Annotated in this window: 13 protein-coding genes; 11 read left to right on the top strand and 2 right to left on the bottom strand. The window is 61.9% G+C overall.

Annotated elements, in window-relative coordinates; translation table 11 throughout:
• Positions 1–2 precede the first annotated feature (2 nt).
• The 5 genes from HKK54_RS13255 to rarD all read left to right on the top strand — a co-directional run bounded on the left by HKK54_RS13255 (position 3) and on the right by rarD (position 5,661).
• Positions 3–740, top strand: coding sequence for a ComF family protein (locus HKK54_RS13255; RefSeq protein WP_169386978.1), 738 nt, complete (start codon positions 3–5; stop codon positions 738–740).
• A 57-nt stretch (positions 741–797) separates the two neighbouring features.
• Positions 798–1,562 (top strand): TOBE domain-containing protein, encoded by a 765-nt coding sequence (locus HKK54_RS13250; protein ID WP_010167435.1) that lies wholly within the window; start codon positions 798–800, stop codon positions 1,560–1,562.
• A gap of 71 nt (positions 1,563–1,633) precedes the next feature.
• Complete coding sequence (locus HKK54_RS13245; protein ID WP_169386977.1) at positions 1,634–3,532, top strand: PhoX family protein; 1,899 nt, start codon at positions 1,634–1,636, stop codon at positions 3,530–3,532.
• Positions 3,533–3,694: 162 nt separating this feature from the next.
• The gene (locus HKK54_RS13240; RefSeq protein ID WP_010167439.1) at positions 3,695–4,669 is read left to right on the top strand and encodes a serine/threonine protein kinase; all 975 of its coding nucleotides are present in this window, start codon (positions 3,695–3,697) and stop codon (positions 4,667–4,669) included.
• 107 nt (positions 4,670–4,776) lie between these two features.
• On the top strand, positions 4,777–5,661 hold the full coding sequence (rarD, locus tag HKK54_RS13235) for an EamA family transporter RarD (RefSeq protein WP_010167440.1): 885 nt from the start codon (positions 4,777–4,779) through the stop codon (positions 5,659–5,661).
• A gap of 222 nt (positions 5,662–5,883) precedes the next feature.
• Here rarD and HKK54_RS13230 read toward each other — a convergent pair whose 3' ends face one another.
• The gene (locus tag HKK54_RS13230) at positions 5,884–6,402 is read right to left on the bottom strand and encodes a glycine cleavage system protein R (protein ID WP_010167442.1); all 519 of its coding nucleotides are present in this window, start codon (positions 6,400–6,402) and stop codon (positions 5,884–5,886) included.
• Positions 6,403–6,822: 420 nt separating this feature from the next.
• Here HKK54_RS13230 and HKK54_RS13225 point away from each other — a divergent pair, with 420 nt between their 5' ends.
• Positions 6,823–9,000, top strand: a complete 2,178-nt coding sequence (locus HKK54_RS13225; RefSeq protein WP_169386976.1) for a malate synthase G — start codon at positions 6,823–6,825, stop codon at positions 8,998–9,000.
• 63 nt (positions 9,001–9,063) lie between these two features.
• Here the strand turns inward: HKK54_RS13225 and HKK54_RS13220 are convergent, their stop codons facing one another.
• Positions 9,064–9,510, bottom strand: coding sequence for a response regulator (locus HKK54_RS13220; protein ID WP_169386975.1), 447 nt, complete (start codon positions 9,508–9,510; stop codon positions 9,064–9,066).
• A 246-nt stretch (positions 9,511–9,756) separates the two neighbouring features.
• On the opposite strand from HKK54_RS13220, the gene HKK54_RS13215 reads away from it, so the two are divergent.
• The 5 genes from HKK54_RS13215 to HKK54_RS13195 all read left to right on the top strand — a co-directional run bounded on the left by HKK54_RS13215 (position 9,757) and on the right by HKK54_RS13195 (position 16,494).
• Entirely contained in the window at positions 9,757–11,679 is a 1,923-nt protein-coding gene (locus HKK54_RS13215; RefSeq protein ID WP_178120979.1) for a putative nucleotidyltransferase substrate binding domain-containing protein, read from the top strand.
• Entirely contained in the window at positions 11,676–12,383 is a 708-nt protein-coding gene (locus HKK54_RS13210; protein ID WP_169386973.1) for a 3'-5' exonuclease, read from the top strand. Before HKK54_RS13215 ends, HKK54_RS13210 begins: the two co-directional genes overlap by 4 nt.
• Positions 12,384–12,485: 102 nt before the next feature.
• On the top strand, positions 12,486–13,004 hold the full coding sequence (locus HKK54_RS13205) for an RNA polymerase sigma factor (RefSeq protein WP_010167452.1): 519 nt from the start codon (positions 12,486–12,488) through the stop codon (positions 13,002–13,004).
• The gene (locus tag HKK54_RS13200) at positions 13,001–13,978 is read left to right on the top strand and encodes a FecR domain-containing protein (RefSeq protein WP_169386972.1); all 978 of its coding nucleotides are present in this window, start codon (positions 13,001–13,003) and stop codon (positions 13,976–13,978) included. The genes HKK54_RS13205 and HKK54_RS13200 overlap by 4 nt, the downstream gene beginning before the upstream one ends.
• 86 nt (positions 13,979–14,064) lie before the next feature.
• Positions 14,065–16,494 carry a TonB-dependent siderophore receptor gene (locus tag HKK54_RS13195; protein ID WP_010167458.1) on the top strand — a complete coding sequence of 810 codons (2,430 nt, stop codon included), beginning with the start codon at positions 14,065–14,067 and terminating at the stop codon, positions 16,492–16,494.
• Positions 16,495–16,548: the final 54 nt, after the last annotated feature.

Raw genomic sequence — 16,548 nt, 5'->3', positions numbered from 1 at the left:
TCATGCACTGTCAACTCGACAACAAACACAAGGTTTACATCTGGTTAAAAAGCAACCAGCCCTGTTTAGTCTGCGACGAGCACAGCGAAACCGCCCATTCCATCTGCAACGTCTGCGAAACCGAGCTGCCGTGGCTGATGGATCAGTGCGACGTGTGCGCACTGCCGTTACCCATGGCGGGCCTGGTGTGCGGCCAATGCCTGAAGCGACCGCCGGCGTTTAAACAGGTGGTTGCACCCTGGGCCTACAGCTTTCCCGTCGACAGCCTGATCAGCCGCTTCAAGCATCAGGCGCGCTGGCCGCTGGGCCATTTGCTTGCGCACCTGCTGGGGCAATTCCTGCAACACCGGTATGACGATGCCGGCCTCGCGCGCCCCGACTGCCTGCTGCCCGTACCCTTGGCCCGCAAACGCCTGCGCCAACGGGGTTACAACCAGGCGGCGATGCTCGCACGCTGGCTGAGCAAGGACCTGAACATCCCTTACGATGAGCACCTGCTGTTACGGCCTCATGAAACCGTGGCGCAACAGGCCCTGGACGCCAAGACCCGTCAGCGCAACCTGCTCCAGGCCTTTGCCTTGGCGGACAATGCCCTGGTCAAAGACCGGCATCTGGCGCTGATCGACGACGTACTCACCACCGGCGCCACTGCCAACAGCCTCGCCCGGCTGTTGATGGACGCCGGCGCGCGGCAGGTTGATGTGTATTGCCTGGCGCGTACGCCCAAGCCGGGCACATGACTTGACTCCGAGACGCCCTGCCCGCAACGTCTGCCCATTCCATCAAAGCGTGTGCCCATGTCCCTGCCAACCCTCCTGAGCCAACACATCGTCCGCCGTCCCCAGCGTATTGCCCTGCTGCAACACATTGCCGAGCAAGGCTCCATCACCCGCGCGGCGAAGAGCGCGGGCTTGAGCTACAAGGCCGCGTGGGACGCCATCGACGAGTTGAACAACCTGGCGCAAAAGCCCTTGGTGGAACGCAGCGTCGGCGGCAAGGGCGGCGGCGGCGCCAGGCTGACGGCCGAAGGTGAACGGGTACTACGCCTCTACCAACGCCTGCAGGTGGTGCAAGCCCAGGTGCTGGATTCCGCCGAAGACGCCAGCGACTTCAACCTGCTGGGCCGCCTGATGCTGCGCACCAGCGCGCGCAACCAGTTGCACGGCAAGGTCATTGCGATTCACAGCCACGGTCGCAACGACCTGATTCGCCTGGAACTGGCCGCAGGCCTGAGCCTGGATGCGCAAATCACCCACGACAGCACCTTGCACCTGGAACTGGAGACCGGCACCGAAGTCGTCGCCCTGATCAAGGCCGGCTGGCTTGAAGTGCTGGCCGCGAAGCAGTCCGCAACACCTGGACACAATTGCCTGGAAGGAAAAATCGAGGCCATTCTCGACGCCGATGATGGCCCCAGCGAGGTCCGTATCACCCTGCCCAATGGCCAGGTTTTATGCGCCCTGGCCCAGCCCGACGCGCTCGTACAGCTCAAGGCCGCCGAAGGCCTGCAGGTGAAGGTGCAGTTCTCCCCCAGCAATGTGCTGCTGGGCACCCCCGCGTAACGCTTCAAACTGCAACAATTTCGTCACGACCGCTCCCTAAGGTGGCTGCAAAAACCCGCAGGGAGCCTGAAATGAGCCTATTAGAAGAAAACCAAGCCACCGACCTGGAACAGATGGTCGGCCTCACCCGCCGGCGTTTTATCGGCGCCGGCGCCCTCTGCGGTGCGGCGATGTTCCTCGGCGGCAACCTGCTGACCCGCAGCGCCCTGGCGGTCAACGCCGCGTCGAACAGCCCGTTGCTGGGTTTCGCCAGCATCGCCGCGGCCACCAGCGACACCATCACCCTGCCGCCTGGCTACAGCGCCTCGGTGCTGATCAGTTGGGGCCAGCCACTGCACAAGAATGCGCCAGCCTTCGACCCCAGCGGCAACGGCACCGCCAAGGCCCAGGAACAGCAGTTCGGCGACAACAACGACGGCATGAGCCTGTTCGCCTTCCCCGGGGACAACAACCGCGCGCTGATGGCGATCAACAACGAATACACCAACTACCGCTACCTCTACGCCCACGGCGGCGCGCCACAATCGGCCGAAGACGTGCGCAAGGCGCTGGCCAGCGAAGGTGTGTCAGTGATTGAAGTACGGCGTAAAGGCGACACCTGGCAGTTCGTCCAGGACTCGCGCTACAACCGGCGCATCCACGGCAACTCGCCGATCCGCTTCGGCGGCCCCGCCGCGGGCCATGCCTGGCTGAAAACCAGCGCCGACAAGACCGGCAAAAAAGTCCTCGGCACTTTCCAGAACTGCGCCAATGGCAAGACTCCGTGGGGCACTTATCTCACCTGCGAAGAAAACTTCACCGACTGCTTCGGCAGCAGCAACCCGCAACAAACCTTCGACGCCGGGCAGAAACGCTACGGCGTGGTGGCCGCCAGCAAAGACATCAACTGGCATCAGCACGACTCGCGCTTCGACATGGCCAAGAACCCCAACGAACTCAACCGTCATGGCTGGGTGGTAGAAATCGACCCGTTCGACCCGCAATCCACCCCTGTCAAACGCACCGCCCTGGGCCGCTTCAAGCACGAAAACGCCGCCCTGGCTGAAACCCGCGACGGCCGCGCCGTGGTGTACATGGGCGACGACGAGCGCGGCGAGTTCATCTACAAGTTCATCAGCCGCGACAAGATCAACCACAAGAACCCCAAGGCCAACAAGGACCTGCTGGACCACGGCACCTTGTACGTGGCGATCTTCGATGCGGGCGACGGCAATGCCGACCATCCCAAGGGCCAGGGCCAATGGGTCGAACTGACCTACGGCAATAACGGCATCGACGCCAACACCGGCTTTGCCAGCCAGGCCGAAGTGCTGATCCACGCGCGCCTGGCCGCCAGCGTGGTGAAAGCCACCCGCATGGACCGCCCGGAATGGATCGTGGTCAGCCCTACCGACGGCCAGGTGTATTGCACCCTGACCAACAACGCCAAGCGCGGCGAAGACGGGCAGCCGGTAGGCGGCCCGAACCCGCGGGAGAAAAACGTCTACGGGCAGATCCTGCGCTGGAAGGCCTCTGCCTCCGACCATGGCGCGCCGGATTTCAGCTGGGACTTGTTTGTGGTGGCTGGCAACCCGACCGTGCATGCCGGGACGCCAAAGGGCGGCTCGTCCAACATCAACCCGCAGAACATGTTCAACAGCCCGGACGGCCTGGGCTTCGACAAGGCCGGGCGGTTGTGGATCCTCACTGATGGCGACTACAGCAACGGCGGCGACTTTGCCGGCATGGGCAACAACCAAATGCTCTGCGCCGACCCGGCGACCGGTGAGATCCGGCGGTTCATGGTAGGGCCGGTGGCCTGTGAGGTGACCGGGATTAGCTTCTCGCCAGACCAGAAAACCCTGTTTGTGGGGATTCAGCATCCAGGGGAAACCGGTGGCTCGACCTGGCCGGAACACCTGCCGAATGGTAAGCCACGGTCTTCGGTGATGGCGATTCGTCGGGATGATGGCGGGATCGTCGGCGCCTGATAAGGCGCCATCGCGGGCAAGCCCGGCTCCCACAGTTGACCGAGTACTCCTGTGGGAGCCGGGCTTGCCCGCGATGGCGGACTAACAGTCACCACCTATCTCGACCCCGGTGCGTTACCATACCCGGCCGGACGCGGCGCCCTGCTGCGCGCAGGAGTTCGCATGGCACACCCGTTTGAAACACTGACCCCTGACCTGGTGCTCGACGCAGTCGAAAGCATCGGTTTCCTCAGCGACGCCCGCATCCTCGCGCTCAACAGCTACGAAAACCGCGTCTACCAGGTCGGCATCGAAGACGCCGAGCCCTTGATCGCCAAGTTCTACCGGCCCCAGCGCTGGACCAACGAAGCCATCCTCGAAGAACACAGCTTCACCTTCGAGCTGGCCGAGTGCGAAGTGCCCGTGGTGGCGCCGATGATTCACAACGGCGAAAGCCTGTTCGAACACGCCGGTTTCCGCTTCACCCTGTTCCCGCGCCGTGGTGGCCGCGCGCCGGAGCCGGGCAACCTCGACCAGCTGTATCGCCTCGGCCAGCTGCTCGGCCGTCTGCACGCGGTCGGCTCCACCCGCCCTTTCGAACACCGCGAAGCCCTGGGCGTGAAGAATTTTGGTCACGATTCCCTGAACACCCTGCTGGAAGGAAATTTCATTCCCAAAAGCCTGCTGCCGGCCTACGAGTCCGTGGCCCGCGACCTGCTCAAGCGTGTGGAAGAGGTCTACAAGGCCACGCCCCACAAGAACATCCGCATGCACGGCGATTGCCACCCCGGCAACATGATGTGTCGCGACGAGATGTTCCACATCGTCGACCTCGACGATTGCCGTATGGGCCCCGCCGTACAAGACCTGTGGATGATGCTCGCTGGCGACCGCCAGGAATGCCTGGGACAACTCTCGGAATTGATGGACGGTTACCAGGAATTCCATGACTTCGACCCGCGCGAACTGGCCCTGATCGAACCACTGCGGGCCCTGCGCCTGATGCACTACAGCGCCTGGCTTGCACGCCGCTGGGACGACCCGGCGTTCCCCCACAGTTTCCCGTGGTTTGGCAGCGAGCGTTACTGGGGCGACCAGGTGTTGGCGTTGCGCGAGCAATTGTCGGCGCTCAATGAAGAACCGCTGAAGCTGTTCTGATCCCTACCGTCTGGGCCCAAGCCTTGGGCCCTACACTTTCAACACACATCCCCTGACAAATATCCTTACAATCGCGGCTTTGTTAGCTGCCTAAGCAAGGATTCTGCATGCAAGCCGCCAACCCCCGTCGCGGGTACATATTGGGCCTGAGCGCCTACGTCATCTGGGGCCTGTTCCCGATCTACTTCAAAGCCATCGCCAGCGTTCCCGCCGCAGAAATCATCGTTAACCGCGTGCTGTGGTCTGCGCTGTTCGGCAGTTTGCTGCTGCTGGTCTGGAAACACCCGGGCTGGCTTCGTGAACTGCGGGACAACCCCAAGCGCCTGGCGATCCTGGCCCTGAGCGGCACCTTGATCGCGGGTAACTGGCTGACGTACGTGTGGTCGGTGAACAGCGGCCGCATGCTTGAGGCCAGCCTGGGTTATTACATCAACCCGCTGGTGAACGTGCTGTTGGGCATGGTGATCCTGGGCGAGCGCCTGCGCCGCCTGCAATGGGTGGCCGTGGGCCTGGCGGCGGTCGGCGTGGCGCAACAGGTGTGGCAAGTCGGCAGCCTGCCGTGGGTGTCGCTGGTACTCGCCGCGACCTTTGGTTTCTACGGGTTGATCCGCAAGCAGGCGCCGGTCAAGGCATTGCCCGGGCTGGTGGTGGAAACCTGGATGCTGGTGCCGATTGCCATCGCATGGCTGCTGTTCAATCCGTCCGCCCACAGCGCGCAGATGGCGTTCTGGAGCACCTCGGAGGCGTGGTGGCTGGTAGCCGCAGGCCCGGTGACGTTGATCCCGCTGGTGTGTTTCAACGCCGCCGCGCGGCATTTGCCCTACACCGCCTTGGGCTTCCTGCAATACGTGGCGCCCACCCTGGTGCTGCTGGAAGCCGTGCTGCTGTTCAACGAACACCTGGCGCCCGCCACGCTGATCGCTTTCTGCTTTATCTGGGCCGGCCTGGTGGTCTACAGCCTCGACGCCTGGCTGACCGTGCGGAAAAACTGATCAAATAACGTACAAACCCCTGCAAGCCATAGCCGGCGTGGCTTGCAGCCATTCACCCCAAGGTTATCCACAGCCTGGTCCCCGGCGTTTGTGCACAAGCCATTGAAACTGCTCGTTTTTTGCTCAACCGGCGAAGAACCACGGCCCGCGTGGGCTGGACGCGGGTCTCTACAGGTTATCCACAGGCCCATGCAAGATTTCCATGCATAACCTTGTGGGCAACTATTCCTCGCTGCGTAGTTCCAGTTCCACCATCAAGTCATCCGCCAGGGTTTCCAGCGCGGCCTGCAACGTCTCCAACGGCAGCGTCAACGGCACCGCCAGCAAGGCTTCGGCGTGAAACAACAGGTCGCTGCTCATCGGCGCCGGACGCACGTCTGTGATCAAGCGCTCCAGGTTGACGCCCTGCTTGCTGAGCAGCGCGGTGATGTCGCGAACAATTCCCGGCCGGTCATTGCCCACCAGCGCCATGGCGATCGGTTGCGACTCACTGGCGGCGACCGAACTGCTTTCCCCCAGCAGCACGCGAATGCCGTGAGTGGACAAGTCTTCCAGCGCCCCAATCAAATCCAGACGGTTTTCCGCTGGCACGCTCACGCGCAAAATCCCGGCAAACTGCCCGGCCATGTGCGCCATGCGGCTTTCCAGCCAGTTGCCGCCGTGGGACGCGATGCATTGGGCGATGCGCTCGACCACGCCGGGTTTGTCCGGGGCGATGACAGTCAGTACGAGATGGTCCATGGTGTCGTCCTCTTCTTATGAAAATCAGGTAGGAACCAGGTGTTCCCCTCGCACCTATCAAGGTGGACTCAGGTAGGCACGAAAACAAATCGTGTACCATTTTTATATTTATCTGGAACAATCCAATAGTTTTTTGAGAACATCCCGTACCCCACTGTGACCGTATAACCAAAGTGGGTCGCTAAACGACGTATTTAGTCTAATTTTCACAACCGCAACTCATCATGTAGTATGCCCAATCGCGCACTACATAACGTTAGGTCGATGTCTGCCAAGGCAACCACGCACCGCGACGCAGCCCGCCCAGCCGCCTTCATCGGCATGTACTGGTGCGGCGTATTCGCGGTTTACATGGCCAGAGGCTTCATTGGTAAATTGAAAAGCTGAAAAGCGCATAAGCTCCGCAGAGTGAGGCAAGCAATGACTGAACACGTTCAAGTCGGTGGCCTGCAGGTCGCCAAAGTCCTGTTCGACTTCGTGAACAACGAAGCCATTCCTGGTACCGGCATTACCGCCGACCAGTTCTGGGCCGGTGCCGACAAGGTCATCCACGACCTGGCGCCGAAGAACAAAGCCCTACTCGCCAAACGCGACGATTTTCAAGCGCGGATCGACACCTGGCACCAGGCGCACGCCGGCCAGGCCCACGACGCGGTGGCCTACAAAGCCTTCCTTCAAGATATCGGATACCTGCTGCCAGAAGCCGCGGATTTCCAGGCATCGACCCAAAACGTCGACGAAGAAATTGCCCACATGGCCGGCCCGCAGCTGGTGGTGCCGGTGATGAACGCCCGTTTCGCCCTCAACGCCTCGAACGCGCGCTGGGGCTCCCTGTATGACGCGCTGTATGGCACCGACGCCATCAGCGAAGCCGACGGCGCCGAAAAGGGCAAAGGCTATAACAAGGTGCGTGGCGACAAGGTTATCGCCTTCGCCCGCGCCTTCCTCGACGAAGCCGCGCCTCTGGCTGCCGGCAGCCACGTGGACTCCACCGGCTACAAGATCGTCGACGGCAAGCTCGTGGTCAGCCTCAAGGGCGGCAGCAACAGCGGCCTGCGCAGTGATGCCCAGTTGATCGGCTACCAGGGCGATGCCGCCAAGCCGACCGCAGTCCTGCTGAAGCACAACGGCCTGCACTTCGAAATCCAGATCGACGCCAGCACCCCGGTCGGCCAGACCGACGCCGCCGGCGTGAAAGACGTGCTGATGGAAGCCGCGCTGACCACCATCATGGACTGCGAAGACTCCGTCGCCGCCGTCGATGCCGATGACAAGGTAGTGATCTACCGCAACTGGCTCGGCCTGATGAAAGGCGACCTGTCGGAAGAAGTCGCCAAGGGTGGCAAGACCTTTACCCGCACCATGAACGCCGACCGTGTGTACACCGGCGCAGACGGTAAAGACGTGACACTGCACGGTCGTTCGCTGCTGTTCGTGCGTAACGTTGGTCACTTGATGACCATCGACGCGATCCTCGACAAAGACGGCAACGAAGTACCAGAAGGCATTCTCGACGGCCTGCTCACCAGCCTGTCGGCGATCCACAGCCTCAACGGCAACACCAGCCGCAAGAACAGCCGCACCGGTTCGGTCTACATCGTTAAACCGAAAATGCACGGCCCGGAAGAAGCCGCGTTCACCAACGAGCTGTTCGGCCGCATTGAAGACGTGCTGAAGCTGCCACGCAACACCCTTAAAGTCGGGATCATGGACGAGGAGCGCCGCACCACGGTCAACCTCAAGGCCTGCATCAAGGCGGCCAGCGAGCGCGTGGTGTTTATCAACACCGGCTTCCTCGACCGCACCGGCGACGAAATCCACACCTCCATGGAAGCTGGCGCGATGGTGCGCAAGGCTGCCATGAAGGCTGAAAAATGGATCGGCGCCTACGAGAACTGGAACGTCGATATCGGCTTGAGCACCGGCCTGCAAGGCCGTGCACAAATCGGTAAAGGCATGTGGGCGATGCCCGACCTGATGGCCGCCATGCTGGAGCAGAAAATTGCTCACCCGCTGGCCGGCGCCAACACGGCGTGGGTCCCGTCGCCAACGGCGGCCGCGCTGCACGCGCTGCATTACCACAAGGTTGACGTATTCGCCCGCCAGGCCGAACTGGCCAAGCGCGAACGCGCTTCGGTGGACGACATCCTGACCATTCCTCTGGCCCAGAACACCGATTGGTCCGACGAAGAAATCCGCAACGAACTGGACAACAACGCCCAGGGCATCCTCGGTTATGTGGTGCGCTGGATCGACCAGGGCGTGGGTTGCTCGAAAGTGCCGGACATCAACGACGTCGGCCTGATGGAAGACCGCGCCACCCTGCGCATTTCCAGCCAGCACATCGCCAACTGGCTGCGCCACGGCATCGTCAATGAAGCCCAGGTGATGGAAAGCCTCAAGCGCATGGCGCCGGTGGTGGACCGTCAGAACGCCGGTGACGCGCTGTACCGTCCGTTGGCTCCCGATTTTGACAGCAACATCGCGTTCCAGGCGGCGGTGGAGTTGGTAGTTGAAGGGACCAAGCAGCCGAACGGCTACACCGAGCCGGTGTTGCACCGTCGGCGCCGGGAGTTCAAGGCCAAGAACGGCCTGTAATCAAGCGCTGGAAACGAAAAAGCCCTGATCTTCCGATCAGGGCTTTTTTTTGGTCACCGGGTTTTACTGCACCATCCCCAACTCCCGCTTCACCATCTTCGCCAGCTTTGCGCTATCAATGGGCTTGAGCAAGAAGTCCACCACGCTCAAATGCATGGCATCAATCACGTCCGGCGCTTCAGCGTCCCCCGACATGATGATGATCGGCAGCGCCGCCCGGGTAGACCCGCGCACCTGGCGAATCAATTGCAGCCCGTTGCTCGGGGTCATGCGCAGGTCGGTGATCAGCAAGCCAATGGAGCTGCTGGAGCTCAACAAGTCCCACGCCGCCTCGCCACTGTCTGCGGTCATGCAACGAATGCCGTCCAGGCCAAGAATTTCCGCCAACAGTTCGCGAGAGTCCTTGTCGTCATCCACGATCAAAACCCGTTGTGGCGGTAAATCAGGCTCCTGCATAACAGCGCTCAGGGCCTCGCGCTCGGCGTCACTCAAAATATCGTGGTCGGACATACGTTTCTCGGCAGTTCTGATCAATCTCCCAGCACAGAACTCAGACATCGCCGGAAGGGCGAACAATGTGCACTTCGTCGGAAAGTTTTCCTAGTGGGCGTTCTACGGGGTTTGGACGATATTCATGTAAGGTTTTTCCCTAGTCGTTGAGGACAATTCGCTACCTAGACTTACGTCCAATGGGCACCCGCAGCGCAGGAGTCGACCATGAGGCACGATAACGACAAAAAAACTGCGGTCATAGGTATGAGTAAAGCTGATGCTTTCACACAAGCGGGAAAAACCGCTGTGTTGCAGAACATCCACGGCACCCTGCAATTCCTGCAACGTTTCCCGCCGTTCAACCAGATGGAAAACGCCCACCTGGGATTTCTGGTAGAGCAGTGCCAATTGCGCTTCTACGGCCCCGGCGAGAGCATTCTCAAGCCGTCGGGCGGGCCGGTGGAGCATTTTTATATCGTCAAGCAGGGGCGCGTGGTCGGCGAGCGGCCGGATTCCACAGAAACCACCTTTGAAATCACCACGGGTGAATGTTTCCCGCTGGCCGCGTTGCTGGGCGAGCGGGCGACCCGCACCGAGCATAAAGCCGCCGAAGACACCTTCTGCCTGCAACTGAACAAGCCGGCCTTTATCAAGCTGTTCGCGCTTTCCAGTGCCTTTCGCGACTTTGCCTTGCGCGGGGTGAGCAGCCTGCTGGATCAGGTCAACCAGCAAGTCCAGCAAAAAGCCGTGGAAACCCTCGGCACCCAGTATTCGCTGAACACCCGCCTGGGCGAGTTGGCCATGCGCCACCCGGTGACCTGCAGCCCGCTGACGCCCCTGCGCGAAGCGGTCACGCAGATGCACGAGCAGCAAGTGGGCAGCATCGTGATCGTCGATGAGCACAAGGCGCCCCTGGGGATTTTCACCCTGCGGGACCTGCGTCAAGTGGTGGCCGATGGCACCAGCGATTTCAACCAGGGCATCGAGCGCCATATGACCCAGGCGCCGTTCTTTCTCACGCCGGACCACAGCGCCTTCGACGCCGCGATCGCCATGACCGAACGGCATATTGCCCACGTGTGCCTGGTCAAGGATCAGCGCCTGTGTGGCGTGGTGTCCGAACGTGACCTGTTTTCCCTGCAACGGGTCGACCTGGTGCACCTGGCCCGGACTATCCGCAACGCGCCAAGGGTAGAAAACCTGGTGGCGATCCGTGGCGAAATCGGCCAGTTGGTGGAACGCATGCTGGCTCACGGGGCGTCCTCCACGCAGATCACCCACATCATCACCTTGCTCAACGATCAGACGGTGTGCCGCGTCATCGAGCTGACCCTGGCCGACAAGGGCGACCCCGGCGTGCCGTTCAGCTGGCTGTGTTTCGGCAGCGAGGGCCGCCGCGAGCAGACGCTGTATACCGACCAGGACAACGGCATTCTGTTTGAAGCCAAAGACGCCGCTGAAGCCGCCGAGATTCGTGGCCGCCTGCTGCCCCTGGCGCAACAGATCAACCAGAGCCTGGCGCTGTGCGGTTTTACCCTGTGCAAGGGCAACATCATGGCCGGCAACCCGGAGCTGTGCCTGTCCCGGGCGGAATGGGCGCGGCGGTTTGCCGGGTTTATTCGCGAGGCAACGCCGGAGAACCTGCTGGGTTCGAGCATCTATTTTGATTTGCGGGTGGTGTGGGGCGATGAACACGGGTGCGAGCAATTGCGCCAGGGCATTCTCGATCAGGTGGCGGACAACCGTTTGTTCCAGCGCATGCTGGCCGAGAACGCGTTGCGCCAGCGCCCGCCGGTGGGGCGTTTCCGGGATTTCGTGCTGACACGCAAAGGCGCCGACAAGGCGACACTCGACCTCAAGGTGCAAGGCCTCACGCCCTTTGTCGACGGTGCCCGGCTGCTGGCCCTGGCCAATGGCATCAGTGCTATCAACACCCTGGAGCGCTTGCGCCAGCTGGTGGCCAAGGAAGTCATCGAACGCCTGGACGGCGCGGCCTATGAAGAGGCCTATCACTTTATCCAGCAAACCCGCATGCAACAGCACCAGCTGCAAACCCGCGAGAACCTGCCCTACTCCAACCGCGTCGACCCCGACAGCCTCAACCACCTGGACCGGCGCATCCTGCGTGAGTCCCTGCGCCAGGCCCAACGCCTGCAAAGCAGCCTGACCCTGCGGTACCAGCTGTGAGCTTGTTTGGCTGGTTGCGTAAAGCCAAGCCGGGCCTGGACGCAGCGCAACAGCGGCGGGTCGAGCAACTGCCAAAACCCCGGGCGCTGGGGGACGGTTCGTTGCGAGACCAGCGCTGGGTGGTGGTGGATCTGGAAACCAGCGGCCTGAACCTCAATCGTGACCAGGTGTTGTCGATTGGCGCGGTGGTGATCGAAGACGGCGCGGTGGACTTCTCCCAACTGTTCGAACGCACCCTGCAACGGGCCGAAACCAAGCTCAACCCCAGCGTGCTGATCCACGGCCTGGGGCCCAGCGCCATTGCGGCGGGCAGTGATCCGGCTGAAGCGTTGATGGACTTTATGGCGTTTGTCGGCGACAGCCCGTTGCTGGCGTTCCATGCGCCCTTTGATCAACACATGCTCTGCCGGGCCCTCAAGGACAGCCTGGGTTATCGCTTGAACCACCCGTTCCTGGACGTGGCCGACATCGCCCCGCTGCTGTGTCCCGACGCGAACATCCGCGAAGCCGGGCTGGATGACTGGATCGGGCATTTCAAGCTGCAGGTGGGCGAGCGTCACCATGCGAGCGCGGATGCGTTGGCCACGGCGGAGTTGATGCTGATCCTGTTCAGCCGGGCCCGGCAGCAGCAGATCGACAGCCCCAAAGCCTTGCAGGAGCGCCTTGGCCAGTGGAAACGTCGCAAACAAGCCCCGTCTTTTTAAACACAGTGCCATCACCCGACCAACGCCAATTGCACCCGTACGACGCCTCTGCCACAATCGCGAATAATTCTCGTTAGTTTAAACTTTCCGATCGGTGTCGCCTTGTCGTCAATCCAAAGTCCCCACAGTGAGCTTGTTGGCGCGTTGTACCGCGACCATCGCAGCTGGCTGTTGGCGTGGCTGCGACGCAACGTGGCCTGCCCCAGCCGTGCCGAAGACCTGAGCCAGGACACCTTCATGCGCCTGCTGGGCCGTGAAGAACTGCGCGAACCCCGCGAGCCCCGGGCGTTTCTGGTGGCCATCGCCAAGGGCCTGCTGTTCGATTACTTCCGTCGCGCAGCACTGGAACAGGCCTACCTCACTGAACTGATGCTGATCCCGGAAAGCGAACATCCGTCCCCGGAAGAACAGCAACTGATCCTCGAAGACCTCAAGGCCATCGACCGCCTGCTGGGCAAACTCTCGAGCAAAGCCCGCGCGGCCTTCCTCTATAACCGCCTCGATGGCATGGGCCACGCCGAAATCGCCCAGCGCCTGGGGGTTTCCGTGCCCCGTGTGCGGCAATACCTGGCCCAGGGCATTCGCCAGTGCTACATCGCCCTGTATGGCGAGCCGCTGTGAGCCAGGTCGGTTCCAAACCGGTGTCGGCACGGGTGCTCGACGCGGCGATTGCCTGGCAGTTGTCCCTCGACTCGGGCGACGGCAGCGCCGTAGAACAGGAAGAGTTCGCCAAATGGCTGGCCAGTGATGAAGAACACGCCCGCGCCTGGCGCCAGTTGGGCATGCTCGATCAGCGTTTCAGCGTGGCCTCGGGCCCTGCCCGTGCCGCGCTGCTGCAATCGCGCGAAGGTATTCGCCGCCGCGTGCGCAAGCTCGGCAGCGGCCTGGCCAGTGTGGTGCTGGTATGCGGCCTGGTGGTGTTCGCCGGCCAGCGCTACGTGCCGTTCGACTACTGGCTGGCGGACCAGCGCACCGCCACCGGCGAACAGCGCACCCTGAAGCTGGCCGACGGCACCGTGATCAACCTCAACACCCACAGCGCCATCGACGTGCGCTTCGACGAGAGACGCCGGGTGATCGTGTTGCAGGAAGGCGAGATCCTCGTCGAAACCGGCCACAACGACGCCCGCCCGTTTTTTGTCGAAACCCGCGAAGGCAGCCTGCGCGCCCTGGGCACGCGGTTTATCGTCAAGCGCGAAGAAGACGGCACGCGCCTCAGCGTGTTGCAGTCTGCCGTCGGCGCGCAGCCCGAGGCGCTGCACCAGGAGCAGATCTTCAAGGAAGGCCAGCAAGTGCTGATGCGCCGCGACGGCCTCGGCCCGATGCTCGCCGTCAGCCCCGGCACCGACGCCTGGACACGCGGCATGCTGGTGGTGGACAACGCGCGCCTCGGCGACGTGGTTGCTGAGCTGAGCCGCTACCGCACCGGCTACCTGGGTGTGGATAAACAGGTGGCCGACCTGCGGATCACCGGCAGCTTCCCGCTGCACGACACCAACCTGGCGCTGAACGCGTTGCTGCCGACCTTGCCGGTGCAAATCGAGCAGCACACGCCGTGGTGGGTGACGGTTACCGGCAAGCCTGCAACCCAATAGAAATTATTTTCATTCAGCCCTATCACTTTTTGCATCTCGTTCGGCACATAGGCAATTGAGAAATATTTCCATTCAGGAGCCGCCGTATGTCCCGCACGCTAGACACCTTGTTGCGCCCCAGCCTGTTAGCCGTGGCCATTGCCCTCAGCGCGCCGCTGGCCAGCACCCAGCTGATCGCCGCCGAACAGGCCTCCAGCGTGCGTGCCTACAACCTGCCGGCAGCACCGCTGGCCACTACCCTGAACCAGATCGCCAGCCAGGCGGGCTTGGCGCTGACGCTGAATCCTGGATTGGCGTCGGGCAAGACGTCTGCACCGGTGAAGGGCCAGTTCGATGCGCAGGGTGCGTTGCGTGAAGCGTTGCGTGGGACCGGTTTGCAGCTGGAGCAAAGCAGCGCGGGCACGTTCAGCCTGGTAGCGATTCCGGATGGGGTTGTGGCGTTGCCGGAGACAAGCATTACCGGGCAGGCCAATGCGGAAAGTGCATGGGGGCCGGTGGAGGGTTACCTGGCGACTCGCACCGCCGCTGGCACCAAGACCGATACCGCGCTGGTCGAAGCGCCGCGCTCGATTTCTGTCGCCACCCGCGAGCAAATGCAGGACCGCAACGTCCAGAACCTGGATGACGCCGTGAAGTACATGCCCGGCATCGTGTCCGCCAGCTATGGCAGCGACACCCGCTACGACTGGATGCGTGTTCGCGGTTTCGAACCCACCCAGTTTCTCGACGGCCTGCCGCTGCCTCGCGGCGTGTATGCCAACCCGAAAGCCGAAACCTGGAACCTCGACCGCCTCGCGCTGCTGCGCGGGCCGGCTTCGTCGGTCTATGGCCAGACCCCGCCGGGCGGCCTGCTGGACATGGTCAGTCGCCGCCCCAGCGCTGAATCGAGCAATGCCATCCAGGTGCAATACGGCAGCGACAACTATCGCCAGATCAACTTCGCCAGCACCGGCAAGATCGATGATGAAGGCCAGTTTCTCTACGGACTCAGCGGCGTGGTGCGCGATGCCGGCACTCAGGTCGATCACATCGACAACAAGCGCTACAACATCGCGCCCAGCCTGACGTGGAATATCGACACCGACACCAAGCTGACTTTCCTGTCGCAGTTCACTCGTGACGATACCGGCGCCACCAGTCAGTTCCTGCCGATTGTAGGCACCAAGATCCACTCGCCACTGGGCGACATATCTCATCACAAAAACCTCGGCGATCCGGACTACGAGTACTACGACCGCACCTACTACGCACTGGGCTATGCCTTTGAACATCGCTTCAACGATACCTGGCAGTTCAAGCAGAACCTGCGCTACACCAAATCGGAATTGTCCTTCCAGCAACTGACCGTCGGTTCCTACGGATACTCGACCATTGATGCCGAAGGCAACACCAGCCGCTCGTCGACCAACGTGGACGAAAACATCGGCCAGTTCGCCGTCGACAACAATTTCCAGGCTGACTTCGCCACGGGCGACATCACCCACACCTTGCTGCTGGGCCTGGATCATCAGCGCACCGACACCTCGTATCTGTCGATCTTCGGTGACGGCGGGACGGTCAATCTCTACAACCCGGTCAACACCAAGCCGGTGGTGCGCCCGGCGCGCTCCACGGCGTATTACGACTACAACCAGAAAACCATCCAGACCGGCCTTTATGCCCAGGACCAGATGGCCCTGGACAAGTGGCGCCTGACCCTGGGCGGTCGTGAAGACTGGGTGCACCAAGGCACCACATACTTCAACAAGAACGACGCGACCAATACCGACCGCAGCAAGAACTTCAGTGGCAACGCGGCGCTGAGCTATGTGTTCGATTCCGGGTTCGTGCCGTACCTCTCCTACGCCGAATCCTTCCAGCCAGCGAGCAACGCCAGCGTTTCGCCGACCGAGTCGTACAAACCCACTGAAGGCAAGCAATGGGAACTCGGGGTCAAGTATCAGCCGCCTGGCTCAAATACTCTGCTGAGTGCTGCGGTGTATGACCTGACCCAAAAGAACGTGCTGGTTACCAGCTTCGGGGCCGGTGGCCAGTCAATCACCAACCAGACCGGCGAAGTGAAGGTCAAGGGCCTGGAGCTGGAAGCGGTGTCTGACGTGACCGAGAACCTCAAGGTCATCGCCGCTTACACCCTGGCCAAGTCCGAGGTACAAAAAGGCCAATACAAAGGCAACCGCCTGCAACTGATGCCCAACCAGCAAGCCTCCCTGTGGACCGATTACACCTGGCACTCTGGCGTGCTCGACGGCTTCGGAGTCGGCGCGGGCGCCCGCTACACCGGCAACACCTATGGCGACCAGGGCAACACCTGGCTGGGCAAGGCTGACGCCTACACCGTGTTCGATGCCTCCGTGCATTACGACCTCGGCCGTCTGAACAACAGCCTCAAAGGCGCATCGGTGAAGCTCAACGCCACCAATCTGTTCGACAAGGACTACATTTCCACCTGTGATGCCTCCTACTGCTACTACGGCGACCAACGCAGCGTGGTCGCCAGTGCCACCTACCAGTGGTAATCGACTGAGTTAACAACCAGGCCGCCCTTATGGGCGGCTTCGGTGTGTCTGAAG

This window comes from Pseudomonas sp. ADAK13, from assembly GCF_012935715.1.
Taxonomy (GTDB): domain Bacteria; phylum Pseudomonadota; class Gammaproteobacteria; order Pseudomonadales; family Pseudomonadaceae; genus Aquipseudomonas.
Note: the sequence above shows the minus strand (reverse complement) of the source record. Positions and strands in the feature narration are given on the sequence as shown.